Origin of the sequence: Paenibacillus sp. FSL E2-0201 (assembly GCF_037963325.1) — a bacterium.
Classification (GTDB): domain Bacteria; phylum Bacillota; class Bacilli; order Paenibacillales; family Paenibacillaceae; genus Paenibacillus_AQ.
The window spans coordinates 4,198,424-4,224,164 of record NZ_CP150154.1 but is presented as its reverse complement, the minus strand read 5'-3'; the positions used below and the strand labels follow the sequence as shown (position 1 = coordinate 4,224,164).

General features: G+C 42.8%; 21 protein-coding genes. 19 read left to right on the top strand and 2 right to left on the bottom strand.

Annotated features, from left to right (window positions below):
* Window positions 1-5: 5 nt before the first annotated feature.
* Together NSU15_RS19215 and NSU15_RS19210 are read right to left on the bottom strand one after the other, a co-directional pair.
* The gene (locus NSU15_RS19215) at window positions 6-779 is read right to left on the bottom strand and encodes an AraC family transcriptional regulator (protein WP_076121133.1); all 774 of its coding nucleotides are present in this window, start codon (window positions 777-779) and stop codon (window positions 6-8) included.
* A 19-nt stretch (window positions 780-798) separates the two neighbouring features.
* Window positions 799-1,380 (bottom strand): LysE family transporter, encoded by a 582-nt coding sequence (locus NSU15_RS19210; RefSeq protein WP_042129163.1) that lies wholly within the window; start codon window positions 1,378-1,380, stop codon window positions 799-801.
* A gap of 86 nt (window positions 1,381-1,466) precedes the next feature.
* Between NSU15_RS19210 and NSU15_RS19205 the strand changes: the two genes are divergently transcribed.
* From NSU15_RS19205 to NSU15_RS19115, 19 genes are all read left to right on the top strand, one after another.
* The gene (locus tag NSU15_RS19205) at window positions 1,467-2,021 is read left to right on the top strand and encodes a GNAT family N-acetyltransferase (RefSeq protein WP_339287303.1); all 555 of its coding nucleotides are present in this window, start codon (window positions 1,467-1,469) and stop codon (window positions 2,019-2,021) included.
* A gap of 214 nt (window positions 2,022-2,235) precedes the next feature.
* Complete coding sequence (locus NSU15_RS19200; protein ID WP_042129161.1) at window positions 2,236-3,240, top strand: Gfo/Idh/MocA family oxidoreductase; 1,005 nt, start codon at window positions 2,236-2,238, stop codon at window positions 3,238-3,240.
* 30 nt (window positions 3,241-3,270) lie between these two features.
* Window positions 3,271-4,188 (top strand): helix-turn-helix domain-containing protein, encoded by a 918-nt coding sequence (locus tag NSU15_RS19195; protein ID WP_231573819.1) that lies wholly within the window; start codon window positions 3,271-3,273, stop codon window positions 4,186-4,188.
* A gap of 17 nt (window positions 4,189-4,205) precedes the next feature.
* Window positions 4,206-5,288 (top strand): Gfo/Idh/MocA family oxidoreductase, encoded by a 1,083-nt coding sequence (locus NSU15_RS19190; protein WP_042129159.1) that lies wholly within the window; start codon window positions 4,206-4,208, stop codon window positions 5,286-5,288.
* A gap of 137 nt (window positions 5,289-5,425) precedes the next feature.
* On the top strand, window positions 5,426-6,130 hold the full coding sequence (locus NSU15_RS19185) for a response regulator transcription factor (protein WP_339287300.1): 705 nt from the start codon (window positions 5,426-5,428) through the stop codon (window positions 6,128-6,130).
* Window positions 6,131-6,133: 3 nt separating this feature from the next.
* Window positions 6,134-7,519 (top strand): HAMP domain-containing sensor histidine kinase, encoded by a 1,386-nt coding sequence (locus NSU15_RS19180; RefSeq protein WP_339287298.1) that lies wholly within the window; start codon window positions 6,134-6,136, stop codon window positions 7,517-7,519.
* 90 nt (window positions 7,520-7,609) lie between these two features.
* Window positions 7,610-8,143, top strand: a complete 534-nt coding sequence (locus NSU15_RS19175) for a hypothetical protein (protein ID WP_076121127.1) — start codon at window positions 7,610-7,612, stop codon at window positions 8,141-8,143.
* 143 nt (window positions 8,144-8,286) lie between these two features.
* Window positions 8,287-9,408 carry an FtsW/RodA/SpoVE family cell cycle protein gene (locus NSU15_RS19170; protein ID WP_339287297.1) on the top strand — a complete coding sequence of 374 codons (1,122 nt, stop codon included), beginning with the start codon at window positions 8,287-8,289 and terminating at the stop codon, window positions 9,406-9,408.
* A gap of 30 nt (window positions 9,409-9,438) precedes the next feature.
* Window positions 9,439-10,458 carry an LCP family protein gene (locus tag NSU15_RS19165; protein ID WP_339287296.1) on the top strand — a complete coding sequence of 340 codons (1,020 nt, stop codon included), beginning with the start codon at window positions 9,439-9,441 and terminating at the stop codon, window positions 10,456-10,458.
* Window positions 10,459-10,700: 242 nt separating this feature from the next.
* On the top strand, window positions 10,701-11,876 hold the full coding sequence (locus NSU15_RS19160) for an MFS transporter (protein ID WP_339287294.1): 1,176 nt from the start codon (window positions 10,701-10,703) through the stop codon (window positions 11,874-11,876).
* 221 nt (window positions 11,877-12,097) lie between these two features.
* Window positions 12,098-15,274, top strand: a complete 3,177-nt coding sequence (locus NSU15_RS19155) for a GNAT family N-acetyltransferase (RefSeq protein ID WP_339287292.1) — start codon at window positions 12,098-12,100, stop codon at window positions 15,272-15,274.
* Entirely contained in the window at window positions 15,261-16,136 is an 876-nt protein-coding gene (locus NSU15_RS19150) for a TatD family hydrolase (protein WP_042129146.1), read from the top strand. The genes NSU15_RS19155 and NSU15_RS19150 overlap by 14 nt, the downstream gene beginning before the upstream one ends.
* Window positions 16,137-16,356: 220 nt before the next feature.
* Window positions 16,357-17,028, top strand: coding sequence for a CAP domain-containing protein (locus NSU15_RS19145; protein WP_081390041.1), 672 nt, complete (start codon window positions 16,357-16,359; stop codon window positions 17,026-17,028).
* A gap of 320 nt (window positions 17,029-17,348) precedes the next feature.
* Window positions 17,349-18,749, top strand: coding sequence for an ADP-ribosylglycohydrolase family protein (locus tag NSU15_RS19140; protein WP_339287291.1), 1,401 nt, complete (start codon window positions 17,349-17,351; stop codon window positions 18,747-18,749).
* A 576-nt stretch (window positions 18,750-19,325) separates the two neighbouring features.
* Window positions 19,326-20,810 (top strand): spore germination protein, encoded by a 1,485-nt coding sequence (locus tag NSU15_RS19135; protein WP_339287289.1) that lies wholly within the window; start codon window positions 19,326-19,328, stop codon window positions 20,808-20,810.
* 57 nt (window positions 20,811-20,867) lie between these two features.
* Window positions 20,868-22,052 (top strand): Ger(x)C family spore germination protein, encoded by a 1,185-nt coding sequence (locus NSU15_RS19130; RefSeq protein ID WP_339287287.1) that lies wholly within the window; start codon window positions 20,868-20,870, stop codon window positions 22,050-22,052.
* A gap of 31 nt (window positions 22,053-22,083) precedes the next feature.
* Complete coding sequence (locus tag NSU15_RS19125) at window positions 22,084-23,190, top strand: endospore germination permease (RefSeq protein ID WP_339287285.1); 1,107 nt, start codon at window positions 22,084-22,086, stop codon at window positions 23,188-23,190.
* A gap of 418 nt (window positions 23,191-23,608) precedes the next feature.
* Window positions 23,609-24,067 (top strand): SHOCT domain-containing protein, encoded by a 459-nt coding sequence (locus NSU15_RS19120; protein WP_052414648.1) that lies wholly within the window; start codon window positions 23,609-23,611, stop codon window positions 24,065-24,067.
* Between the two features lie 207 nt (window positions 24,068-24,274).
* On the top strand, window positions 24,275-25,681 hold the full coding sequence (locus NSU15_RS19115) for an MFS transporter (protein ID WP_156114827.1): 1,407 nt from the start codon (window positions 24,275-24,277) through the stop codon (window positions 25,679-25,681).
* Window positions 25,682-25,741 lie beyond the last annotated feature (60 nt).

Genomic DNA, 25,741 nt, shown 5'->3' with positions numbered 1-25,741 from the left:
TCTGCTCAATGCAGCTGTAACCTGTATTCATGTGCGGTTATGCCAAACACGCTTTTAAAATGCCGGTTCAAATGAGTTAGATCCACAAATCCGCACTCTGCCACAGCTGCATAGATATCCTTGGTTTTCTCAATGGACTGTTTGGCATGCTCTACTTTGCAATTTAAGAAGAATTGATAAGGGGATATTCCTGTGTGCATTTTAAACGCTCGGATAAATTGATATTTGGATAGATCAAATTCTTTGCAGAGGTCGTCTAGCTTCAGCACGTGGTCTAAACTGCAGTACATCATTTCCTTCGCTTTTTTGACGAGGTTACTATTTGTTCTGCGGTCGGTATCTATTTCAGTATGGGATACTAAATCGAGCAGAGTTAACAATAGCTCACTGCACAAGGACTCCTCTTTGCCATGCTGTATGGCATGACTTAGCGCCAATATGCACTGTGCCAATTTGTTGTCGTATAGGATAGGAGAGGTGAACCGCAGTTCTTTTTTTCCTAGTATATCTTGTATAATGGTGGGCTTGATATAAAGCATGACATAATCAATGCCTGCTTTGTCAAACGATCTGCCGTCATGTGTCTGCTCTGGATTGAACAGCATAACCCCATTTTTATGGGAGGATTGCAAGCTACCGTCGAGGTTATATTGCTGAATGCCGCGAAGCGTTACACCGAGTGCATATTCCTCGTGGCAATGTTTTTTATAAGTGAAATCAGTCATGCTAGCTGACAAGGTTAGGATATCTGCCGATTTTTTATAGTTGAATGTTTCCACGTTCTTATCCTCCATGCCTTTATAGGATTCCCGATATCAAAATGGCCGAGTATACTAAAAAGAGTGCCATCAGGGTATTTAGAACTTTTTGATGATGTTGCAGAAAGCTTCTGAAGATCGCGCCAAAAATAATCCATGTTATGAAGCCAAGAAATCCGATTACAGTTACAATTATAACAAATAGGGTCAAGGTAATGGATGAAGTGTAGAATGGCATAACGTAGCTGGGAATGACGGTTAGTGTAAATAAGAGAACTTTCGGATTCACTAGCTGCATAAGAAAGCCTGGCCAAAAATCGGCATTTGAGTTAGACTGTTCTTCCATTGAACCCATTTTAAAGATTTTATAAGCAAGATAAAGCATATATAAGCTCCCAATGATTTGCATAAAGATCAGAATATTTGGGATGACCTCAACAAGAACACGGTTAAGCAAGGTTGAAAGGATAAGCAGTAGTCCAAAAGCCACCGTAGCTCCATATACATAGTTCATAGTTTTTTTGGCCCCTGAACGCTGCACAGAAGAAAGAATAACAATATTGGTTGGGCCAGGCGTAAATGTAACGACGATGCAGTAGATTAAAAAGGAAATTATATTCATGATGACCTCCAGTAAAAGTAGTCTTATGAATATAAACCTCCCAGCTAGAATGGTTATAGTATATTATTGCAGAGGTGATCAATAGAATGAACGAGACAAATCAATGTACCATAGCTGTTCTCACCATGGCTGATTATGAAACTACATGCCAGATGTTTGAAGAATCGATATCAGATGCTTTTAATAAAGAGGGAATAGGTCACTTACAAGAGGATATACAAAGTGAAATTGACGATAAAAAGAAAAAGGCACTTTCCTCCCTGGATCAGGCAAACTCGGATACGTGTTTCTTTATCGCTAAAATCAATGGGACGGTTGTGGGTACGATTTCCTATGGTCTCTGCGGTGAGGCAATTCAAATCTGTGCAGAGCATCAGTTGGATCATTTGGGGGAACTGGGTAGTTTATACGTGGTACCACGCTTTCAGGGTCAAGGGATTGGCTCAGCATTAATTAAGGAAATGATGACATTTCTAAACGAACAAGGAATTGAGCAATTTTGCTTGGACAGTGGATATCAACGCGCACAAATCAAGTGGCAGCGTAAATTTGGGAAGCCTTATAAGGTGGTAAAAGACTATTGGGGACCCGATTCCGCTCATATGGTTTGGTTGTGTAATGTGAGTGATCATTTGAACTAAGCTTTTAAAAATTGAAGCCTTTAGCTTTTATAGTAGAGGTTTCTTTTTTATGAATGAGCACTCCAGTGATAAAATGGAAATTGTATGTCATATGGAATGAATGTGTCGTAATATTATATATTAGATGTCGCATTTACCTACTAATAAAGCGCTTTATAATATGCTATTTTATTAATAGATGTCAGAATAACATATATACGGGAGGCACAAGCAAATGACGATTAGAATAGGTAAGATTAGCTATTGGCATGTTCATGCTTGGGACTATACGAAGCAAGCTCAAGAGCATGAGGATACTGTATTAGCTGCGGTTTGGGATGAAGATGCTGAGCGAGGGAAAAAAGCTGCCGAAAGCTTGAATGTTCCTTTTTTCGAATCACTGGATGACCTGCTTGCGCAGGAGGATATAGATGCCGTCATTGTGGATGCACCTACCAATGTGCATAGAGATGTAATCATTGCTGCGGCTAAAGCGGGTAAACATATATTTACGGAAAAAGTAATTGCCCCAACTCATAAAGAAGTCGAAGAAATCATTAGCGCAGTTGAAGAGAATGAGGTGAAGTTGACCGTCTCTTTGCCACGTCTAAATGATGGATATACATTAACGATCCAAGAGGTTCTGAGTCAAGAGCTGCTCGGAGAGATCACTTACGTTAGAGTTCGTTTATCCCATAATGGAGCTACAGAAAACTGGCTTCCTGATCATTTCTTCAGTTTGGAACAATGCGGTGGCGGTGCTTTGATTGATCTTGGCTGTCATCCGATGTATTTGACGAAGCTTTTCTTAGGTCAAGACGTGACCGGTGTAAGTGCTAATTTTGGTTATGTTACGGGCAAGGAAGTAGAAGATAATGCAGTGGTGACGTTATATACGAATTCCGGAGCTATTGGTGTGGTCGAGGCTGGGTTTGTGAATAGTCATTCGCCGTTTACGATCGAGGTGCATGGAACCGAAGGTACGCTTCTTTACGGAACACCAGAGGATAAGCTTCTACTTAGAAGTAACAAATCTGCTGACAAAGAGGAAGGATGGAAAGAAGTAGCGTTGCACGCTAATCGTGAAAGCGCATTCCATCAATGGGTTAATCATATCCAAAAGGATACTTTCGCCACACAGAATGTTCAAACCGCTGTGGAGCTTACGAGATTAATGGAAGCGGCGAATCGTTCTGCTAAAGAAGCTCGTATGATTCGGTTAGCAGATTTGGACGCTTAATTGCTCTCCACCTGTTAGGAGGATTTAACATTGAGTAACTTTCCCTATGAGATGATGTTTGAGAAGCATGATATGCTCGAGAGATTGGATATTTCTATTCAATGGGGACATTACGAGATTACAGTGCTTAGATTTCATTTGATCTCTTTTCCGCCGGGAAGAGTCATAGATTTCCATAATCATTCTGAATTCGAATTTCATTTTATCCCACGAGGAAAAGGAGAAGTTATTCTAGGCGATCTAAAATACCCCTTGTCTGAGGGAATGCTCTATTTAACCGGACCGGGTGTGATGCATCGCCAAGAGGCGGACCCAGAAGAATCCATGGAGGAACTGTGTCTGCATGTGGACATCAAAGAGAAGTTCAGAGAGGATGCAGATCCTTGGGAGGTTGCGGAGGCAGAGACCTGTGTTCAGAAGCTAAAGGAGCTGCCACTAGTTCCGGCACAAGATTATCACGGCGCTATGAAATGTTTTCTCGAAGCCTATGAAGCTTGTGAAGGTAAACTGACGGGATATTATACTTCCATTAAACATCTTGTTATCAGCATTTTATTAAAAGCAGTAAGAACGTATGATTCAGGTGGAATTCGAACAGAAGCGCCTGTTAGGGATATGTTAACTTATCGGTATCACTATGCCATTCAATATATGGAAGCTAATTATTCAGGAGCCGTTACCTTGGAGAATGTTGCAGAAAAATTGAATATTAGCGCTAGGCAGCTGCAACGAGTGTTTAAGCAAGTGGATGCTGACAAATCTTTTAGTCGATCGCTTGAGGATATTCGATTACAAGCGGTCTGCCGAAAGCTTGAAGAAAGCAATTATCCGATAGAACAAATTGCTAAGTCGGAAGGATTTACGAATGCAACGTATTTGCATATCGTATTCCGCAAGCGTTTAGGCATAACTCCGGCAACTTATCGAAATGCAAAACAAACCAATTAGAAGTGAGGGTGAAAGATATGAGTAAAGTGTTTCGCGTAGGAATTATTGGATGTGGTGGAATTGCAAATGGCAAGCATCTTCCAAGTTTGAGCAGACAAAGTAAGGTTGAGATCGTTGCCTTCTGTGACATTATAAAAGAACGTGCTGAAGAAGCGGCGGAGAAATACGGAAGTGCTGAAGCTGTTGTCTATACGGATTATACAGAATTGTTGAAAGATCAATCTATCGATATTATTCATGTACTTACGCCGAATGATGCTCATGCAGAGATCTCAATTGCGGCTTTAGAAGCAGGAAAACACGTCATGTGTGAAAAGCCAATGGCTAAGACGGCGGCAGATGCCAAACGAATGGTTGAAGCAGCAAAACGTACAGGTAAAAAGCTAACCATTGGATATGACAACCGCTACAGAGAAGATAGCCTGTATTTGAAAAAAGCATGTGAGTCCGGGGAGCTTGGTCATATCTATTTTGCAAAAGCACATGCCATCAGACGGAGAGCCGTACCGACATGGGGAGTTTTCCTCGATGAAGAGAAGCAAGGGGGCGGGCCACTAATTGATATCGGAACCCATGCGCTGGATCTAACGCTGTGGATGATGGATAACTATAAGCCGAAAGTCGTGCTGGGTACCAAATATCATGAACTGTCTCAAAAAGAAGAAGCTGCAAACGCTTGGGGACCATGGGATCCGAAGAAATTCACTGTAGAAGATTCAGCCTTTGGAATGATCGTGATGGAGAACGGCGCTACGATTATGCTGGAAGCGAGCTGGGCACTTAATTCACTGGACGTACATGAAGCGAAGTGCAGCTTAAGCGGGACGGAAGCTGGCGCCGATATGAAGGACGGACTTAGAATTAATGGAGAGAAATTCAGTAAGCTGTACACCAATGAAATCGAGCTTGGTGCAGGCGGTGTAGCCTACTATGAAGGTAAAGCAGAAAGTGCGCCTGACATCGAATTAAGAAAGTGGATCGAAGCTATTGAACAGGATAAAGACCCGGTTGTAACACCTGAACAAGCTTATGTTGTTTCGCAAATATTAGAAGCAATATATGAATCTGCACAAACAGGAAAGGCCGTGTATTTAGATTAGATTTTGACAAGCACAACGATTTAGAGTAATATCCACTTGTGATTTAATGATAAGGATTTGAGACAAGACTCTCTCTTTACAGGGAGAGTCTTTTTGCTTTTTTTTCTTGTTGAGTATGGAGGAATAGGGGGATAATCATGGATACTGAAGAACGCAATCATGTGCTTATTGTGGAAGATGACGATAATATTAGACGGTTTATATCTATTAATCTAACGAATAATGGGTTTGTGGTTAGTGAGGCTGCTTTTGGTGAACAAGCATTGCAGAGCTTTAATGCGAACCGGCCAGACGCTATTGTTCTGGACATCATGCTGCCGGATTCGAATGGGTTTGAGATTTGTCGCAAGATCAGAGAGCAGGACCCCGGGGTCATCATCATTTTTTTAACCGCACGTGGACAGGACTTGGATAAAATCAATGGCCTTGAAATTGGTGCCGACGATTACATTGTGAAGCCTTTTAATCCATTAGAACTGGTGGCACGGATTAAAGCGATATTGCGTCGTACAGAAACAGCTCTAAAACCGCAAAGAACTATACTTCAATCTGGACCGATTCGCCTGGATCTGAACTCGAACAAGATGTTTAAGCAGGATGATATTATTGAATTAACTCCGAAGGAGTTTCAATTGATGAAGACCTTTCTGGAGCATCCGGATACAGCACTCTCTAGGAATGAATTAATGAATTTGGTTTGGGGTGAGGATTATATTGGCGATCCAAAGACGGTGGATGTTCACGTGCGTAAGCTAAGAGAGAAGATTGAAGAGGATGCTTCAAACCCGCATTGGATTGAGACTGTATGGGGGCTCGGATACCGCTTTAGAAAGGATGGTTGAAGAATGGGGATTCAGAAAAGATTAGTGGGAAGCTATTTTGTAGTGATCTGTCTTACTGTGCTCATTCTTGAAGTTATTCTTAATATTTCTGTACGATATTATTATTTCCATAATATTGAGCAAACCCTGATGAATCAAGCAGAGCTGTCGGCTTCTTTTTATCAGCAATATTTTGGCGACGAGGATTTAGAGGAACAATCGGATAGATTGTTAAAGGGTTTTGCCAGCCATTCCGATGCACAGGTACAGATTATTAATGCTGAAGGTCGGCTGTTGCAGGATTCAAATGGAATCCAAGGCGATTTTACCATGACAGATTACATGGATGTGCAAGAAGCGATGAAAGGGCAGCCTGGCAGTTGGAAGGGGGAGGACCCTGTAACTGAGGAAGCTATTTTTGCGGTATCCTATCCTTTACAAGCCAAAGGGAATATTGTAGGGGAAGTCAGATTTATTACGTCCTTAACGGAAACGATACATACAGTTAATCAAATTGCAGTTTTGCTGATCGGGGTAGGTTTGCTAGTGATTGGTATTGTCACCCTGCTTGGATTATTACTGTCGTGGACTATAACGAGATCTATTAAAGATCTAAAACTGGCAGCAGACCAAATGTCCGAAGGAGATTTCAGCATAAGAGTACAAAAGCGATACCAAGACGAGCTTGGTTCCTTGGCGGATACGTTAAATATGATGGCCAGTCGAATCTCGAAAAGTGAGCAACTTAAGAATGACTTTATCACATCCGTATCCCATGAACTGCGTACGCCTCTGACCTCGATCAAAGGCTGGGTAATAACTTTAAAGGCGGCTGAAGGAAGTAACCAAGCTCTGTTTCATGATGGGTTAGATATCATTGAATCTGAAAGTGACAGATTAACTCATATGGTCGATGAACTGCTCGATTTCTCCAAAATGGATAACGGAAGAATCGCTATTCATCTCACATCTGTGGATCTAACGGAGCTGTTGCAGCATATTGGGAGACAACTCACACCTAGAGCAACCCGGCAAGGCATTTCACTCGAAGTGAAAATAGAAGAGAATCTGCCGGTCATTCAAGCTGACGAGAATCGTGTGAAGCAAGTCATGATTAATCTCATCGATAATTCGCTTAAATTTACTAGTTCCTCAGGTCGAATCCTTATCAGCGCCCATACGGTTCCAGGGAAAGTTGTAATTACGGTTGAGGATACTGGTTCAGGCATCGCAGAAACGGATTTAGAGAATGTGCGGCAAAAATTCTACAAAGGGGATCAACAAGCGTCAGGCAGCGGTTTGGGCTTGTCCATCTCCGAACAAATCATTACATTGCATCAAGGTGAGCTGCGAATAAGCAGTACTTTAGGCAAGGGAACGATTGTCCAATTTGACTTACCGAGAAAATAAGAACTCAAATTTAACTATTTCATAACCACTTTCATCTCTTTCACAGATAAAATACTATATATGCGGATAAGCAAGGAGTCGATGATCCAAATGCCGAGCAAATTCATAAAAATAGGTGCTATGTTAACAACGTTATTTTTGCTCGGAGGATGCGGAGTCCCAGCGACACCCGGAGAGCTGATTAAGCCTCCATCATCGGAAGCAAGCCTGCAGCGAGACAAAACGAGCCAGGAATTTATCAAATGGCTTCCCGACAAAGCTCAATTGATAACTCCGTTGGATGGACAAGAGGATAATGCGATCTCCTTTGGGGATATGGATGGTGACGGTATCGACGAAGCTGTAGTTGTATATGAGTACAGCAAAAACAAAGGTTCTTCTATAAAAGCAATGCTGCTTAGGCAGGAAAATGAAGCATGGCAAAAGATTTCGGAGGTTGAGGGGTTTGGGTATGGCCTGGATTATGCCGGATTCTATGATGTCGATGATGATGGGCATAACGAGCTCGCGCTGGGCTGGTCATTGGGTGAGGCAGGGAACGGCCTGGATATTTATACGCTGAGTGAAGATCAATTAAAGCTGTTATCGAAGAAGGCGTATCAGGGCAAATTTGATCTGAGATAATCATTCAACCAAATAATCCGTAGCACTTCAGCTTCATCTTCAAAGAAGGTGTATGTACTCAGCGGATTATTTATGCTGCTCATTTTCATGCATGTATCCCGTACACAACAAGAAAAATACAGAAATTAAATAGAGGTTGGTTCATGATTATCTCCACCAAAATTGCAAAGCTGGACAGATCCGTACTTTTTCTCGTAACATGCCTAGTTGGTATTGGTACTGTTGCTATTTATGGAGCGACTACGGATACACGGTTAGACGGTCTTTACATTAGTTCTTTGTATTTATTTGCTATATTTTGCATACCCATGTTATTCATTGCGTTGGTAGATTATCAGATTCTATTGGGTAGGTTAGCGTATCTCTTATATGGTGTGGGTGTAGGTCTTCTTGTGCTGGTTAAGTTGGTTGGAGAAAACCTCAACGGTGCCGTACGCTGGTTAAGTATTGGAAGCTTTCAGCTTCAGCCCTCGGAGCTGGCTAAAATATGTACAGTGCTGCTCATTGCTTATCTATTGGGTAAACGAGAGGGGCAGCAGCTACGTTTTTTTCAAGATTTAGTGCCGGTTTGTTTCGTTTTTTGTATTCCTTTTATTTTGATCATGGACCAACCTGACCTGGGTACAGCACTTGTTTTTGCTGGCATATTGCTAAGTATGCTTTGGATTGGTAACATCCGTGCGCTTTATATGCTCCTGATCCTCGGTGTTGTGATTATTTCGATCGGCACGATACTATGGCTGTATTATGCCAACTTCGACTTGTTATCCAAGATTGTCGAGCCCCATCAACTGTCACGAATCCAAGCCTTTTTAGACCCGCAGAGTGATCCTGATAAATCTTGGCATGTTAAAAACGCGATGATAGCCATAGGTTCCGGAGGATTATCAGGCAGTGAAGGTATTTTTTTGCGAAAAGGATATATTCCTTACGCGTATTCCGATTCGATCTATGTAGTTATCGGTGCAAAATACGGTTTTATAGGTTCATCCGTGTTGCTAATGCTTTATTTATTGCTCGTGTATCGCATGATCTTTATTGCGCTCGAAAGCAGGGATCGTGCGGGGGCATACGTTGTCACCGGATTTATCGCCATGATCATCTTTCAAGTTTCTGTTAACCTTGGAATGCATATGGGGTTGCTGCCCCTGACGGGGATATCATTGCCTTTTATTAGCTATGGAGGCAGCTCATTGCTCACTAATATGATTGCGATTGGCATAGTGCTAAGTGTCAAAGTTCATAAAGATGAAAGCACGGATTGAAACAGCTACTGGAACTGAGTGGAGGAAATTATGTCTAACAAACGCAAGTGGACAACAACCCGTAAAATTCTGATTAGCATTGGTCTTGTCATAGGAGCGACTATAATAGGGATTGGGGGGTATGCAGGGTATTTGTACAAAAAGACGGATGATGCGATTCAGCGTATGGCTGCTCCAGTCACCGTCCAGCCAACAGCTGATCCAGCGGAAAAAAAAGAATCGGTATCGGTTGAACCAATGATTGTTCTGCTTGCCGGGGTAGATAGCCGGGACGGCGGTGGCGGGGTAATGAATACCGATGTGCTGATGCTTGTCAGCTTCAATCCGGATACCAAGTCGACGAGTTTCTTATCTATACCGCGGGATTTGTTGTTAAAACCTAAATCGTTACCTTCCCGAAAAGCCAATTATTATTATGCTTACCATTACATAAAAGACAAAACAGAGGCTATTCCTAATACAAAAGAGTTTTTCAGTAATTTACTGGGTCTGCCGATTGATCACATGGTTGTGGTGAATTTTGATGTGTTGCAGGAGACGGTGGACTTGCTTGGCGGACTAACCATTGATGTCGATATGGATATGAAATATACCGATTCGGCAGATGGGACGAACATCGACTTAAAGAAGGGCTTGCAGAAGCTGGACGGCAAACAAGTACTTGATTTTGTGCGTTACCGGAAATCGAATCAAGGAACGGCTGAATCCTCTGATTTTCAGCGCAATGATCGACAGCAGCAAGTAATTAAACAAATTCTGGATAAGCTAGGGAATTTCCAAGGCGTGTCCCAGTGGGGAAATGTATTGGATATCATTGGTGATAATGTGAAGACAGATATTCCTCAAGCGGATCTCCAGCAATGGTTGTTGAACTTTCCGAAACTAAAACCAGACCATATTAATTCCTTACATGTGGAATCGCTTTGGAAGAGTCCATACGTGTATGTGAATAAAGAGGATCTTAAACAAGCGCTTACTACTCTGAGTACGGAAGCGGGCGTTAGCACCGAAAGCTCATTACATTTGGAGAATATTGGGACGGTAGATTAACATCAAGTTTGCAGAGAGTCTTCCCATTCCCATTCCCATTCCTATTCGAAAATTGTTTCAATAAAATGTTGTTCTATAAACTGCTCTTAGGAGCAGTTTTTTGCGTGCTCTTCTATTAATCCCGATAACCGTTAAAGTTATCCGCTAAGGGGTAGAGGCCCGGCTTCCAGACATAGTACCATGAACACAGCGATTATGAATCGTATATTGTTTTGGTTTTGTTGGGAGGAGAAGGGGATTTCATGAAATACAGATTGAGTATTATGTTTCTAATCGTACTTACAGGGATGATATCAATAGCTGCATTTAATCCGATTATCGGTCCGCTTGCTCGAAATCTGGGACTTAGTGATTTTCAATCAGGATGTTTGGTATCAGTTGCGGGACTTTGCTGGCTGCTTGGAGGTTATTTCTGGGAAAAACAAACGTTCATGAGCCGAAAATGGCTGCTCTCTTCGATTATGTTCGTCTATATGGCAACACTAGTCATTTTTGCACTGTTGGCTGATTATGCAGTACATGCTGAGAGTAAAACTAGCCTATTTTGGAGTTTCTTTATACTTCGTGCAATCGCCGGCTTTTTCTTTGGAGGTATTCCGGCATTAGCACAAGCTTATGTTATGGGCTGGAGTACAAAAGAGACCCGTACACAGGGAATGGCATTATTCGGTGCAGCCAATGGACTTGGCTTCGTAGTAGGACCTGCAATGAGCGGAGGAATGGCTTCGCTGGGACTCACCTCACCAATGTACGCCGCAGCGATATGTTTATTCACCTTGGCTATTTTATTTCTAGTGTTTATTCCTAAAGAAAAGAATATCGAGATCGAACGGCAGGCGATTTCACTTTCACCCAACGACAAACGGATACGCCTCTATTTATGGATTGGACTATTGCTATCGTTTGCTCTGAATATCGTGCAGGTTACTATCGGATTTTTTGTGCAGGATAGCCTTGGATATAGTACCCAGCAAGCTACTCAGTTAATTGGAACAGGTCTGGCTATCTCGGGAATAATGGTGGTACTCTCGCAAATTGTGATCAGTAAATATCTCAAATGGCATCCTAAAAAGGTGCTGCTAGTAGGGCTATTATTTGTGGCTTTGGGGCTGCTAGGCTTGTTATTGTTTATCAGATTTGCTTATGTAGACTTTACATTTTTGGGAATTGGCATCGGCTTTACATTGCTTGGCTACAGTGCGGGTGCTTCAATGGCGGTTCAAGATCACGAGCAAAGAAGCGTTGCTTCCTTTATTGCGGCCCTGCAAGGGGGCGGATCATTCATAGGTCCAGTTATAGGAACAGCTTTATACACCGCAAATATGGCACTTCCGTATGCTCTCTGCGTACTATTGATTAGTATTGTAGGTATCGCGAATTTGAAAAAAAGATCAGCGGATCGTGTGGAGAGTTGTTAAAAAGAAATGCTGCTCATAGAGTAGATTCGAAGCTGTCGAGGAAGTCTCGACAGCTTTTTATTCTGCAGCTTTCTGCTGGCAGTGGCTTTATGTAGAGAATAAGGAGAAAGAGTTTTTTACCTCGTAACTGCCTTCCAATTAATAGTATAATAAGAACTCGTAGGAGTTATTTGAAAAAAGTTGTATACATACTCATAATTGAGGAATAAGGAGATGAGAGCATGACTGTAAAGACTACAGCGGAACAAATCCGCATTATCGAATATGATCCTTCTTATGCTAGGGCGGTAGCAGAAATGTGGAACCGTAGCAATGAAAGCTGGGGTGGAGGCACCAATCAGAGAACAGAGGCTACAGTGCGCCGCGAGATGGAGATCTCGTCCAATCTAAATGTGTTTCTCGCCGTTGATGGCGAGGAAGTGGTAGGCTTCTGTAGTTTTGCCCATTACCGTCAAGACGAAGGGGCTTTGTATGTACCGCTGTTGAATGTGAGACCTGATTATCACGGATACAAGGTAGGTCGTAACCTGATTTTGAACGCTGTTCGCAAAACAATTGAAGCGGGCTGGCCGCGTCTTGATCTGTTTACTTGGGCAGGCAATACGAAGGCTGTACCGATGTATAAGAAATGTGGATTCTTTTGGGAAAAAAATGAGGATTACGTACATCTAATGAACTTTATTCCAACGGTTCTGCAAACGGAAGCACTTGCTCCTTATTTTGAGCAGCTGGATTGGTATGCAGATAGTACCCGTGAACTGCCCATTCAGCCAGATGGTCGCCGGGAGCGTGGTTTTGATTTCTTCGATTACACTTGGCAAAAGGGAGAACTCTCCTTACGCGCAGAATTCGAGAAGACCGGTCGCGGCCTGACGGCTCTGGATACACCTGACTATGAAATCTCCACGGAGATTGACGATCACGATCTTGTCTTCGGTTCCACATATAAGATTCGTTATCACATCAAGAATCGTTCGGCGTCTGATCTGGCCATTGAGATCAAAGGCCAAAATGACAAAAATATTCGGTTTGCCTTGTCTGCTGCACCAACACTCGCACCAGGAGAAACAGTTATCGTAGAAGGTGAGTTCGAGCTTGATCCGATTCGTGAAGAGCAAAACGACAAGAAGACTCACCCTGTGGTTATGAGCAAATGGATCATCGGTGGCAAGCGCGCTGAGTTTCGTATAGGTATTGCTCCTAAATTCCCACTGAAAATGAGGATGGAGTTGCCAACACGTGAGCTGTATCCGGGTCTTCCCGCTGAGCTATACTTAAATGTTGAGAATAATTTTGCAGCGGAAGCGGAATTTTCTTTTAATTTGCCAGAGGAAGAGTTTTTGACGTGGGCGGATCGGGCAGTAAGCTTCTCGGTTCCAGCTAAAAGTAAGGCTTCCGTCCGAGTACCCTTTACCCTAAATTCATATGGCCTTTATTCACAGGATATTGATGTGACAGCCGTTCCGGCTGGAGAGAAGGCAGTGTCCTTCATCAGCAAATTATCTGTGCTAATGAAAGGAACACATGGCCGCTTTGGCGGGGAAAACGGGGATCAGTGGGTGGCTGTAAACGGCGCCTACTCCGTACATCTTAATAATAACGACAATGGGATGTGGATTGAATATCCCGGCTCGAGCCATAATTTCTGGTTGACCCATCCGAAGTTAGGTAAACCATTCGCCGAAGAATTCTCGAAGAAACAGGCTAAAACAGTAAAGATCTATTCCGAAGGAGAGGGCCAAGTTCTAGAGACCCTTTATGAATCAGATGAATTCCCGGGTCTGGAGATAAAAAGAGTGGCTAAGCTCTTTGCGAACGGAATCGCTGAGTTTTATAGCGAGGTACGCAATACTAGTAACCAAACGTTGGAAGAGGATATGTATCTACTAACGAATTTCGGATTTTTTGGTAAACGCCTCATCCTGCCCTATCAGGGTCGTTACGTAGATATGGGCGATGCTTACTCAGGCGATCCGGGTAATTGGGACAGCGCTCAAATTACGGAAAATTGGTTGTTCAGCAAGGAAGAAAACGTCACATGCGGCGTTTGCTGGGACCCTTCGTTGAAGCTGCTTCGTCCGGAGTATCCACTTGGACTGGAGCATAATCTTGGTCAAATCCCTGCTGGAGATGTCGTACGAACAAAGACGCTGGTGTTCGCTTTAAACACCTTCCTGAAGTGGTCGGATTTCCGCACCTTTGCACGGAAGCAGCCGGATCCGATCACACCGGTGATGGATGATCATCTTGAATTAACGCTTGGCGGTGGAAACCTGTTTGCGGCGGGGGCGCTTCATGCGGAGTTACTCGAACGAAAGATGACTTCACTTAATGGGAGCCTCGAGCTGTATGTACAAACGGATAGAGGAGAGGAGCAGAAAGTCGCTGAGATGGAACTGAAAAGAGAGCAGAATCTGCACTCCGCGGGCTTTGAGCTCTCATCTGAGGAAGCGGAGACTTCTTCAGAACACAGCCAATCAGGACAGAAGGTTCGAGTCGTCTATCGTGGAGAGGATCGTATTCAAGAGCGAACAGGCCTCTGGTTCCCTCAAACGGAAACAGCAGCCGTTGTCTGTGACACAGAAGAGGGACCAGCGGGTACTATATACACTGTGAGCAACGGAGTTCTTTCTATTGCAGCTGCTCCTGAGTTCGGCAGTGTTGTACATTCCCTGAAGCATCATGGAGAAGAATGGCTGGATAGCTCCTATCCGGAAGCAGCACCACGTTCCTGGTGGAATCCTTGGCACGGTGGACTCGGTGTGGGTATTTCAGGCATAGGTGGATTTAGTCGGTTGGAGGAGCCAAGGAGCGCAGCTTGGACCGAGCAAATGGATGCTCAGGGTAATGTATGGAAAGGATTACGTATCACTACTTCGATCGAGAAGCAGGAAAAGAACCGAGGAATTGTTGTTAATCAGCATTACCTTATGCTCCCAGGTGTCTCTGTGCTCTGTGTGTTGCATTCGGTGACCAATGACAGCGGAATGACCCTGCCGAATTATTCGTTGTCGGAGGAAAATTATATCCAACCTTCGCCAGTCTATGCCGAAGGATGGATGGAATTCTCCAAGGAGGGTAAGTTCTTATTAGGAACGGTTGAAACCTATCTGGAGGCCAAGGGACTATTGCGAATTGGTGCATCTTCGCGTAAGGATATGCTGCATTTGGTGAGCAATCATCCGAATCAGAGTGCCTCGGCGTATGTGAACAATAAAGTATTTAATCACGGGGTGCATCATCACCTTCCACTTCTGAATGGAGAAACTGTTTGGACACAGCCGACCTTCCTGATCATGGGAGAACTCGCTCTGAACTCAGAGGATGTCCGCAGTCTTTTGAAGCTGACCTTTGCTAGACCTACTGACGAAAAGGAGATCTCAAATGCCGATCATTGATATTCACATTCATCTGTCGGACATCGACAGCTTTCATCAAACAGCACTGGATCTCTCCAAAGTCGATTACACTGCTGCCGGGCTCAAAGCAGAGTTTGATAAGAACGATGTTGTTCTTGGTATTGGAATGGGGGTCACGGAGCAGACGAAGGGAGCTTTCCCTGACTCCACTTCCCCTAATCCGATGGGCCTTGACTTGGAAGACACTGTGCCGCCTTTCTTAATGGAATGCGTGGGGATCAATCCGAACATGCTCGGAGGTAAGGATGCTCAAGAGGAGCTGGACCGAATTGAGGCACGGCTGCAAGCGCCCGAGGTAGCAGGCATTAAGCTCTATGCCGGGTACTATCATCATTACGTTTACGACAAAATTTATTCGCCGATTTATGAGTTGGCGGCTAAGTATGGTACGCCTGTCGTCATTCATACCGGTGATACGTACTCGATGAATGGATTGCTTAAGTATGCTCATCCTCTTACCGTGGATGAATTAGCGTTCCAACGGCGTGATGTGAATTTTATGATCTGCCATCTTGGCGATCCCTGGGTGATGGACGCCGCCGAAGTGGTGGCCAAAAATCCAAACGTCTATGCCGATTTGTCCGGCCTTGTGGTCGGTGACCGGCCTCATTTTGAACGGTTCATGAATGAACCACTGTTCATGGATCATTTTCGACGGGCGCTGGTGTACTCCGATCATTATGAGAAAATGTTGTTCGGCACGGATTGGCCACTCGCGCCTATTGACCTGTATGCGGAATTTGTCCGCCGACTCGTCCCTGAGCAGCACCATGAGAAAGTATTTTACGAGAACGCCTTCGCCTTATTTCCACGCATTCAGCAGCGGATTGCGGCGCTCTAAGCATTACGAACAAGCCATCCCTTAGGATATCTAAAGGATGGCTTTTTTTGTTTTTATTTTTTGAATTAGAGATGAATAATTCAATCGTGCTTAACAAAAACTTTATTCGATTCGTCATTACTTTACCAAATCAGGAGGGGGCGTTATTAAACCATTTATCGTAATAGTTGCGTTGTTACTCGTTACAGCTTGTTCGGGTAATCACTCAGCCAACAATCAAATGACTACTCAACAAACGAAGGTTGGACATCCTGCTGGCAAAATGGCTGCAACGTCAACCTTAACGCAAGCGTCTTCTATTTCCACAGAGAATGCAGGAAATTCAACGATTAAGGCTAAACAAGTACCTGGCGGAGATGTATCAAAATGGCTGGATGGGTTTATTCGTACTTCACCACCTACAGGTAGCACAGCGGATCAGACGACTTATCCGCAACCGTCCGCGAAACCACAATATTCGGCTTATCCACAACAATCTGCCAATCCACAACCGTCCGTCAATCCGCAGCAGCCTGCCAATACATCTGATTCCGTTCAGCAAGTGTTGAATTTGGTGAATAAGGAACGTACAAATGCAGGCTTGAAAGCACTAAGTCTGAATAGTGAGCTTTCAAAAATGGCTATGGCAAAAGCAAAGGATATGTATGACAACAATTATTTTGATCATCAGTCACCGACTTATGGTTCTCCGTTTGATATGATGAAGGCATTCGGAATTAGCTATAGCTCAGCAGGAGAAAACATTGCCAAAGGCCAGAAGAGCGCGGAGGAAGTAATGAATCAATGGATGAACAGTCCTGGTCATCGCGCGAACATTCTGAATAGCAGCTTCACTGAAATTGGGATTGCTTCATATAACACTGAATGGGTTCAAGAATTTATTGGTTTGTAAAAAATCAATAAAGCAATAAGGTTGATAAACAGCTAATATCAAGCCCATGTCATCTGACATGGGTTTTTATTATGATTAGATACAATGAAGTCAGCTTACATGCTTATCTACCGAATCAAGTCATCTTTTACTACTAAAGCTTGTGATATTGATGTATTGTGGATTGTGGATAGATATGGTTGCTTTTCTATTTGTTATTGGTCATTTTGTGTGAAAGTAAGTTGTAAGGGAGGTATGGAGTAATTTGAAATTTGGTATTAAGAATTTGAGTATGCATTTTTATTTCATGTAGATTAATAATCGTATAAGGGAGATACAGTATGCTACCATCACTCACATTTCTTAAACTTCAATTGGAAGGGATTCTGCGTAATAAATTTGAGCAGGGACATCAAACCTCCGGTTATTTAGCCAAGCTGGAACAGCTTCCCGCAAGCTATGATGCCTATCTTGAATTCGCCCATAGCTTGGCTGTCATTCCAATGAGGGATAATTGGCCTTACTATGAGCCGAACGATTTAGATGAGATATGGCGGGAAAGCGATCCGGCTCGACCTCTCGGGCAGATCGGAATTTTGAATCTGAAGGATAGCTCCAAGCGTGTGGAGGCTGGTTTCCTCGCTTCAGTCTGCGGTTCTATGCTGGGCAAAACAATAGAGGTAAACCCCAGCTTGTCGGAATTACGTCAAGCGTTAACTTCTGTAGGGGAATGGCCACTGAATGATTATATTTCTGAAGAAATTCTCCATGCGCTGAATCGTCGTCATTGGTCTTGGTTTGAGACTACACGAGGGCGAATTCGTTATGTAGCACCTGATGATGATATCAATTACACATTAATGGGAATGATGGTGCTAGAACAATTCGGTGAAGGTTTTACGAAAAGAGATTTAAGGAATTTATGGTTAAATCACCTTCCGATAAGTACAACTTGGGGTCCGGAAAGGGCTATTTTACTACGATCAGGGATTAGCTATTTGGAACATGATAAGGAATTATTCAATCATTCTGAAATAGAGGCTTGGCCTGATTTTATGGTACAGGGTACAGAGCTATGCGGGGCGGCGATTCGTGCAGATGCCTACGGCTATGCCTGTCCTGGTCAGCCTGCTCTGGCTGCTGAGCTAGCTTGGCGGGATGCAAGCTTTACACATCGCCGGACCGGCATTTACGCCACGATGTTCATTGCTGCTGCGATTGCTGCTGCTCACGTGCTGCGTGATCCCATTGAAATAATCAAAACTGCACTGCAATTCATCCCTCAAAGAAGCCGGTTCTATGAGATTACTCAGGATTGTCTTGAAATGGTAGCGAATGCAGATGACTGGCTGGAAGCATATCAGAGTATTAACCAAAAGTATGAGACTTATTGCCACTGTCAGGTTTATCAAGAAGTAGGAACCTTAATTAATACCCTGCGGTTTGCAGACAATGTTGGTGATGGGATATGCAAGCAGGTAATGCAAGGCAACGATACGGATAGCTTCGGGGCAACGGCTGGCTCACTGCTCGGGGTTTATTTCGGTCCAGATAGTTTGGAATCTAGATGGCTTGAGCCTTTTCAAGACCGGATTCATACGGGACTATCTAATTTTCATGAGCAAAAGCTTTCTACTTTAGCGGAGCGGATGGGGCGTTTACCAAAGCTGCTGAAAACCGGTCAACATAGAGTTCTACCTAGTGAACTCTATGTGAACAAGAATACCGGCCTTGGCCTTTAATATCAATCAATAAACCTGAGCAAATACAACATACATAATAAGCCTACAAAAAGTCCACAGCAACAATGTTGCAAGTGGATTTTTTGCTTTTTATTTTTGAATTAGGCTAGGACTGAACAGGTATCCGTTGATGTATTGAAATGCAGGCATTCGCTTTAAGCGTGAATGGAAGAACGATACCGATATCAAGAGTCTATTTGGTCGGGTTATTGTCAGCGTGTTTAGATGGATGTTTCTTCGATGATGGAGACTGCTGGGGCAGCCGCTGTTGTATCAGTGGCCACAATAAATAAGTTATTGTGCCCACAATCATGAAATTAAAGATGATGATTTCAGAAAGACTCATGACGCGAAACGATGCGATTAAATTACGAAATGATTCTTGTATGCTAAAGAGGGAAATGATATCAAGCAGAAATATTAGTGCTATTACTAAGATTAATAATAGAACAGTTGCGACGAATATTTTCATACCACTTCCCTGCCTTCATTGTTAATCTTCCAATAATATTTGCTGTTAATGGGTAGAATAATCACGCAAAGAGCAGCAAATAATGGAGAGAAAGGTGAAGGGGCATGACAAAGGATGGCAATGCAAGTAGCAAAAGTGCTGGAAGCAATCCACAATGGACCGTCCCTTCAATTCCGATTGATTCAACAGAATTAAGAGTCAATTTAGAGCAGATTCGCCAAAAGACAGGGAATAGTGGAGATATAATCATTCGTGAATTTACGATAGGCTCGGAGAAGGCGCTTCAAGCCGCAATCATTTATGTGGATGGCATAGTTAACAATACAACCATTAATCAATTTGTTATGGAAGTCTTGCTGAACGTCGTGCTGAGCAGTGAGCAAAGGACATTAAAGGATCTGGTCCAAGTGATTACAGATAAAATTGTTCCTATCGGAGGTCTGAAGACTCTTGTTCAATGGGATGAACTGTATGATGCTCTGCTGCTGGGACAGACCATCCTGTTGATTGATGGATCAGATGAAGCCCTGGCGATTGCCACATCAGGTGGTGAAGTTCGTTCCATAGAAGAGCCTGGTACGGATAATTCAATCAGGGGATCTCGTGAAGGGTTTGTTGAAAGCTTAACGACGAATATATCGATGGTTCGGCGTCGCATCCGAAATCCTAATTTATGGCTGGAATCGATGACGTTAGGACAAGTTACGCATACTAGAATAGGGATTATGTACATAAAAGGGATTGCGGATGATTCTATTGTTGAAGAGGCTAAACGTCGTCTCGGTAAGATCAAATTGGATGGTATTCTGGAATCAGGATATATTGAGAAAATGATTGAAGATCAGAAATTCACCCCATTCCCAACGATCTTACCTACAGAACGTCCAGATACCGTTGCAGCCAATCTCTTAGAAGGTAAAATTGCAATTATGGTGGATGGAACTCCTTTTATGTTAATCATCCCAGACGTTTTTAATCAATTTTTTCAAATTACAGAAGATTCTTATCATCGGTATGACATTAGTATCGCGTTGCGGTTATTACGTATCATAATGTTTATCATTTCGATGATCGGACCTTCTTTCTACATTGCAGCAACTACGTTCCACCAAGAAATGATTCCGACGCAGTTAGTGATATCGCTTGTTTCACAGTTAGAAGCAACGCCGTTTACTGCGTTTGTTGAGGCGTTATTAATGGAAATAATTTTTGAGATTCTGCGTGAAGCGGGTGTCCGTATGCCCAAAGCTATCGGATCAGCTGTATCGATCGTTGGAGCACTAGTTATTGGACAAGCCGCTGTACAAGCAGGATTAGTGTCAACGGCTATGGTTATTGTCGTTTCACTTACGGCTATCTCTAGTCTAGCAACACCTGTTTTCTCGATTGCTGTATCAGCAAGATTGTTACGGTTTCTCCTCATGATCAGTGCAGCAACGTTCGGTTTTTTTGGAATGATTCTTACCTTGATTATGATTATTGCACATATGTGTAGTTTACGTTCATTTGGTATTCCTTATATGTCTCCTTACAGCCCAGTCATGCATGCAAAAAATGATCAGGTTCAAGCGCTTTTCCAATTTGGATGAGACATCTGGTTCCCAAATTAATGAAGCGACCTACAACTGAGCAATTGGGTGATCAAGATGGCACGTAGACTAGCAGGACTTTGGTTGTCGATGGTTATGATTGTTCTGATTACGGGTTGTTGGGATAGTAAAGAGCTAACGGATATTGGTTTTGTCGTTGCGATGGCGATTGATAAAGGGGAAAAGAAGAACATTCGGGTTACAGTTCAGATCGTTAATCCGGCAAATAATTCAAGTACACAAGGGGGAAGCAGTCCTGCGCCCATACCTCCTACAACATATTCAGCAGAAGGAAATAATGTATTTGAGGCCACTCGCGTGCTTTCTAAGAAACTTTCTAGGGAGTTACATTATGGTCATGCGGTTGTTCTCTTGGTAGGTGAAGAATTAGCCACAACACAAGGGATTAAGAAAATATTTGACGGTATTGAGCGGGATAGTGAATTTCGACCTTCTGCTACAATGGTTATTGCGAGAGGAACGACGGGAGAAGAGATTATTAAACAACCGACAAGTATTGATAACTCGCCTGCCATTAAAATCAAGAAAATGGTATCCGACACGGAGAAGGCATGGGGTGAAAATATAGATGAGAAAATATACCAAGTGATTCAAGCCATTGTTTCATCTGGTAAAGAACCGACCATCACTGGCGTTCAAATCGATTCTTCAAATAAAGAAGATAAACTTATGGCTAATGGGATTGCTACTTTTAAAGATGGGAAATTATTGAAGTGGTTAGACGGGAAAGAAGGTCGGGGGTTCTTATGGGTTCTAGGTAGGGTTCGTTCGACATTGTTAACCATGGATTGGAACGGTCAGTCACATACAATAGGGATCGAGAATATACGAACAAAATCATCATTTCATTCAAGCATTGATAAATCAGGTACACCAATGATTGAGGTGAAGATTGGTGTGGATGCGAATATTGGAGAGGTTGATGTGCCCATAGATGTAACTAATCCGAAGGTTTTCTTGCAAATTGAACGCCTTTATACACAAGCTGTTCACGATGAGGCGCTAGCCACTATCAAATTAATGCAACAGCAAAAGTCGGACATTTTCGGATTCGGTGAAGTGGTGCATCGTGATCATCCTAAGCAATGGAGAACATTGAAGCGGGATTGGAATGAGGTGACCTTCCCCATGATTGAGGTAAAGGTGAAAGTGGAGGCTTATTTGCGTAATACTGGATTGCGTAATAGAACCATACTGGAAAGCATCGAGATTGGTGGATGAATGAATTCTTCATAAGAGAGGAGGAATGACTTTGGAAAGAGCAAAGATTAGTCCCCGTCAATTGCTTATCCTTGTATTAATATTTGAAATCGTGAGCGCGATTATCTCCGGATTTGGTGCGGAAGCCAAACAAGATGCATGGATTACCGCAATCCTAGGGATGCTCGGGGGAATTTGCTTATTTCTAATCTATCATCGATTATCTTTATTTTATCCGGATCTTCCGCTCACGGAATGTGCAAAGAAAATATTAGGCCCAGTTGTTGGCCGTGTCATAGCATTGTTATATGTCGTCTATTTCTTGTTTAATGGGAGTTTTGTAATCCGTGATTTTGCTTCAATGGCGGTATCCTTTGTGTTTGTACAGACACCCTTTCTTGTTATTATTGCTTTGATGCTAGTTACGGTTATGTATGTAATTGGAAAAGGGATTGAGGTATTGTCGAGGACTGCGGAACTTTTTTTTGCTGTGTTATTTCTTGTTTCTACTACCGGGTTAATCTTAATCCTTACATCTGGGAATGTAAATGTTCAAAATTTAAGACCTGTACTTGAAGAGGGATGGTTAACCGTACTGAGGCAATCGATTCCAAGCACCGTTGTATTTCCTTTTGGAGAGATTATAGTGTTCTTGATGTTGTTTCCCTATGTGAATAAACCGCAACAAGTGAAGAAAACAGTGATTACAGGATTATTGATCAGCGGATCTTTTATCGCGTTTGTTACGATGCTAAATGTGTCTGTCCTCGGTGCGGATCTATTTACAAGAACACAATACCCATTGCTGACCACCTCGGAGTTGATTGAGGGAAGAGCTTTACTAGAACGATTGGATGTATTGTTTCTCGTCACGGCTATTGTCGGTGGTTTTTTCCGGATCGGCATTTATTTATATGCGACGCTAATCGGTGCGGCAACATTGTTCGGTATTCCCTCTTATCGCAAATTAATGATCCCCGTGACTATGGTTATGTTTATTTGTTCCATTGCGATGGCAGGAAACTATGTAGAATTTATCTATACAGGATTACGTGTCGTCCGGTTCTATGTCCAGATTCCGATGCTGTTTATAATCCCGCTTATACTACTGTTAGTGGGCTGGATTCAAGAGAAGAAGAAGCTGAAATCTGCACATTGAGAAGCTTGCTTTCTCTTTTGAAGCGTATAGAAGGGCTGGCTTATCCAACCCATTGGAGCCATCGCGTTACAGCATGCCGAGGAAGGCGAAATAGCTACTCTCCGAATTGCGAAAAGGGTAAGCTGAAGCAGATATAATATTTGACTGTGACTTAAAATTGGATTAGAACTGTTGATTCTTATGCTTTTTCATGTGGTATCGAATAAAAGTGACCAATCTCGATGACAATTCCTGCGACATTACAAAGCAAAAAACAAGTTTTTATCTTCTCCCTGATTTAGGAATTTATTCAGCGGGGATTGAGTGATTGAAATCTATGAAATTTATTTTGCGGCATTTTCATTCTTTTGATTTTATTATGAAGTAGAGGATAAATATAGAAGAAATCTGTAAATATATGATAAGATAGGGGTATCTTATGAATGAGGTGGATAATATGATACACGAGATCAGCGGCGGTACATCATCTCTTGAACTATACGAGGATTACCTAGTAATTAAGCCTAGTAATGTTCAAAAATTGGGAGGACAGACTCAAACGATTCCCTTGGATTCTGTCATTACGATCAGCATAGTTAAGCCCTTTTTGAAAGTTCCTTATTTACAAGTAATTACAGCCAACCTTCAAACATCGAAAAAGGATAATTTAAAAGGAGCGAGTGCTAACGTTGTTCTTATTCAACCGGGAAAAATGAAAATCGCCGAAAAAATTCGTGATTACATAGCAGTATATAAATCAGAAAAACACAATCGTCCTAATCCTCCAGCTCCTGTTGGGTCGATCGATGATTTGAGACAGCTAGCAGAACTTAAGGATTCTGGTATCATAACTCCAGAAGAATTTGAAGCCAAGAAAAAGCAAATCCTTGGATTATAAAATGGACTTTTTTTCATTCAATGCATGATCCGAAATACGAAGCCGCTTGTTCTCCAATTACGGAGAATAAGCGGCTTCATTGTCTTTTTAGAACTAATAAGATAACAGGCCCCCTCTCTATCCCATCTTTATGGGATTGTCCTTGTAAGGGATCTACTTATAATTGTTAGTAATTCTTAGACAATGATGAGTGGGGGCGGGATCAGCATGAGTATTGCAAAAAATACAGAGCTAACAGGTACGCGCAGGCAGCGGTTGGGTATGATGGCGGCTATTTGTATGGGGGCTTTTATTTCTCATTTTACTGCCGGAATTATGAATGTATCGCTTCCTTTTTTTATAAGTCATTTTCAAACTGAGCTTGCAAAAGGATTATGGATCACAACGGGGTATCTACTTGTGATTACTGCGCTTCTCCCTGTGATGGGGAAATTGGGTGATCGTTATGGTTTTCGCCGTATTCACAATCTCGGATATGTGATTTTTACGGTTGGTTCGATCATGGTCGCTTTTTCACCTAATCTGCCAATATTACTTGTACTTAGAGTTGTGCAGGGGATAGGAGCTGCGATGTTTCAAGCAACGAATATTGCGCTTATCAGCGTTCATATGCCGAAAGAACAGAGGGGACGGGCACTCGGAATTCTAAGTACTGCTGTCGCACTGGGCGGGATGACCAGCCCTATTGCAGGAGGTCTGATTGCGGAGTGGCTCAGTTGGCAATGGCTATTTTTGATCCATGTTCCTGTGGCAATTGTGGCTACAGTTATGGCCTATCGGTACATTCCGAGCCGTGTGCATGAGCGCAAGTCGGGAACTGTAAGTATCGCGGGCGCGGGCTTGTTCATGGCGTGGTTTACCTTGCTACTTCTCGTTATTACAAATGGGAGCAAATGGGGTTGGGTGTCCACGCGGACGATGGCTAGTTTGATGGGATTTTTCCTGCTGTTGATTACGTATCTATTATGGGAACGGAGGCAAAAGACACCTTTTCTACCTCTTCGGGCGTTGAAAATTCCTGCTGTAGCGGGTGGCTTGATCGTTAGCTGTGCCTCTTTTATCCTTTCTAATACCGTGCTCGTCCTTATTCCATTTTATTTAATGGGAACAGCGGCTGGATTCACTTCATCTAAGACAGGCTACATTATGGCAGCTTATCCCATTGCATTAGCATTTTCAGGTCCTCTTGCCGGTTACTGGTCCGATCGTTATGGTTCTCGTCGGCTGATGTTAATGGGGCTGAGCTGCATGGGAAGCGGGTTCATCCTGTTGCTAATATTTTTGGAGAATATACCGGTGTATGGAATCGCTGCGATTCTATGTCTTATTGGACTCGGGATGGGGCTTATTGCTTCACCGAATAATAGTTATATTATGAAGCAGACGCCCAGGGAACACGTAGGTTCAATTGGAGGATTAATTGCCTTAACACGAAATGCGGGTATGGTCTTTGGCTCAGCGCTTGGGCTAGGGCTAGGGATGGTGAGCGGGGAGATAGGGCAGAGGAATTCGATTCAGGCGTTCAAAATGGTTTTTGGGATTAATATTGTTATTTGTATAGGCGTTATTATATTGATGATTGTTATTAATAGACGGACATTAAAATCTCTTTGATATAAAAAAATGTGTGTGTAATCACAACTCAAGGTTTGGTGTTCTGTTACGTTGTGAGTA

What these genes read in the sequence shown, in the direction of transcription:
- NSU15_RS19155 (WP_339287292.1), top strand. Translation starts at nt 12,098, where the DNA reads ATGACTGTAAAGACTACAGCGGAACAAATCCGCATTATCGAATATGAT.
- NSU15_RS19175 (WP_076121127.1), top strand. Translation starts at nt 7,610, where the DNA reads ATGCCGAGCAAATTCATAAAAATAGGTGCTATGTTAACAACGTTATTT.
- NSU15_RS19135 (WP_339287289.1), top strand. Translation starts at nt 19,326, where the DNA reads ATGACAAAGGATGGCAATGCAAGTAGCAAAAGTGCTGGAAGCAATCCA.
- NSU15_RS19120 (WP_052414648.1), top strand. Translation starts at nt 23,609, where the DNA reads ATGAATGAGGTGGATAATATGATACACGAGATCAGCGGCGGTACATCA.
- NSU15_RS19200 (WP_042129161.1), top strand. Translation starts at nt 2,236, where the DNA reads ATGACGATTAGAATAGGTAAGATTAGCTATTGGCATGTTCATGCTTGG.
- NSU15_RS19210 (WP_042129163.1), bottom strand. Translation starts at nt 1,380, where the DNA reads ATGAATATAATTTCCTTTTTAATCTACTGCATCGTCGTTACATTTACG.
- NSU15_RS19165 (WP_339287296.1), top strand. Translation starts at nt 9,439, where the DNA reads ATGTCTAACAAACGCAAGTGGACAACAACCCGTAAAATTCTGATTAGC.
- NSU15_RS19160 (WP_339287294.1), top strand. Translation starts at nt 10,701, where the DNA reads ATGAAATACAGATTGAGTATTATGTTTCTAATCGTACTTACAGGGATG.
- NSU15_RS19130 (WP_339287287.1), top strand. Translation starts at nt 20,868, where the DNA reads ATGGCACGTAGACTAGCAGGACTTTGGTTGTCGATGGTTATGATTGTT.
- NSU15_RS19150 (WP_042129146.1), top strand. Translation starts at nt 15,261, where the DNA reads ATGCCGATCATTGATATTCACATTCATCTGTCGGACATCGACAGCTTT.
- NSU15_RS19180 (WP_339287298.1), top strand. Translation starts at nt 6,134, where the DNA reads ATGGGGATTCAGAAAAGATTAGTGGGAAGCTATTTTGTAGTGATCTGT.
- NSU15_RS19185 (WP_339287300.1), top strand. Translation starts at nt 5,426, where the DNA reads ATGGATACTGAAGAACGCAATCATGTGCTTATTGTGGAAGATGACGAT.
- NSU15_RS19140 (WP_339287291.1), top strand. Translation starts at nt 17,349, where the DNA reads ATGCTACCATCACTCACATTTCTTAAACTTCAATTGGAAGGGATTCTG.
- NSU15_RS19145 (WP_081390041.1), top strand. Translation starts at nt 16,357, where the DNA reads ATGACTACTCAACAAACGAAGGTTGGACATCCTGCTGGCAAAATGGCT.
- NSU15_RS19205 (WP_339287303.1), top strand. Translation starts at nt 1,467, where the DNA reads ATGAACGAGACAAATCAATGTACCATAGCTGTTCTCACCATGGCTGAT.
- NSU15_RS19170 (WP_339287297.1), top strand. Translation starts at nt 8,287, where the DNA reads ATGATTATCTCCACCAAAATTGCAAAGCTGGACAGATCCGTACTTTTT.
- NSU15_RS19115 (WP_156114827.1), top strand. Translation starts at nt 24,275, where the DNA reads ATGAGTATTGCAAAAAATACAGAGCTAACAGGTACGCGCAGGCAGCGG.
- NSU15_RS19190 (WP_042129159.1), top strand. Translation starts at nt 4,206, where the DNA reads ATGAGTAAAGTGTTTCGCGTAGGAATTATTGGATGTGGTGGAATTGCA.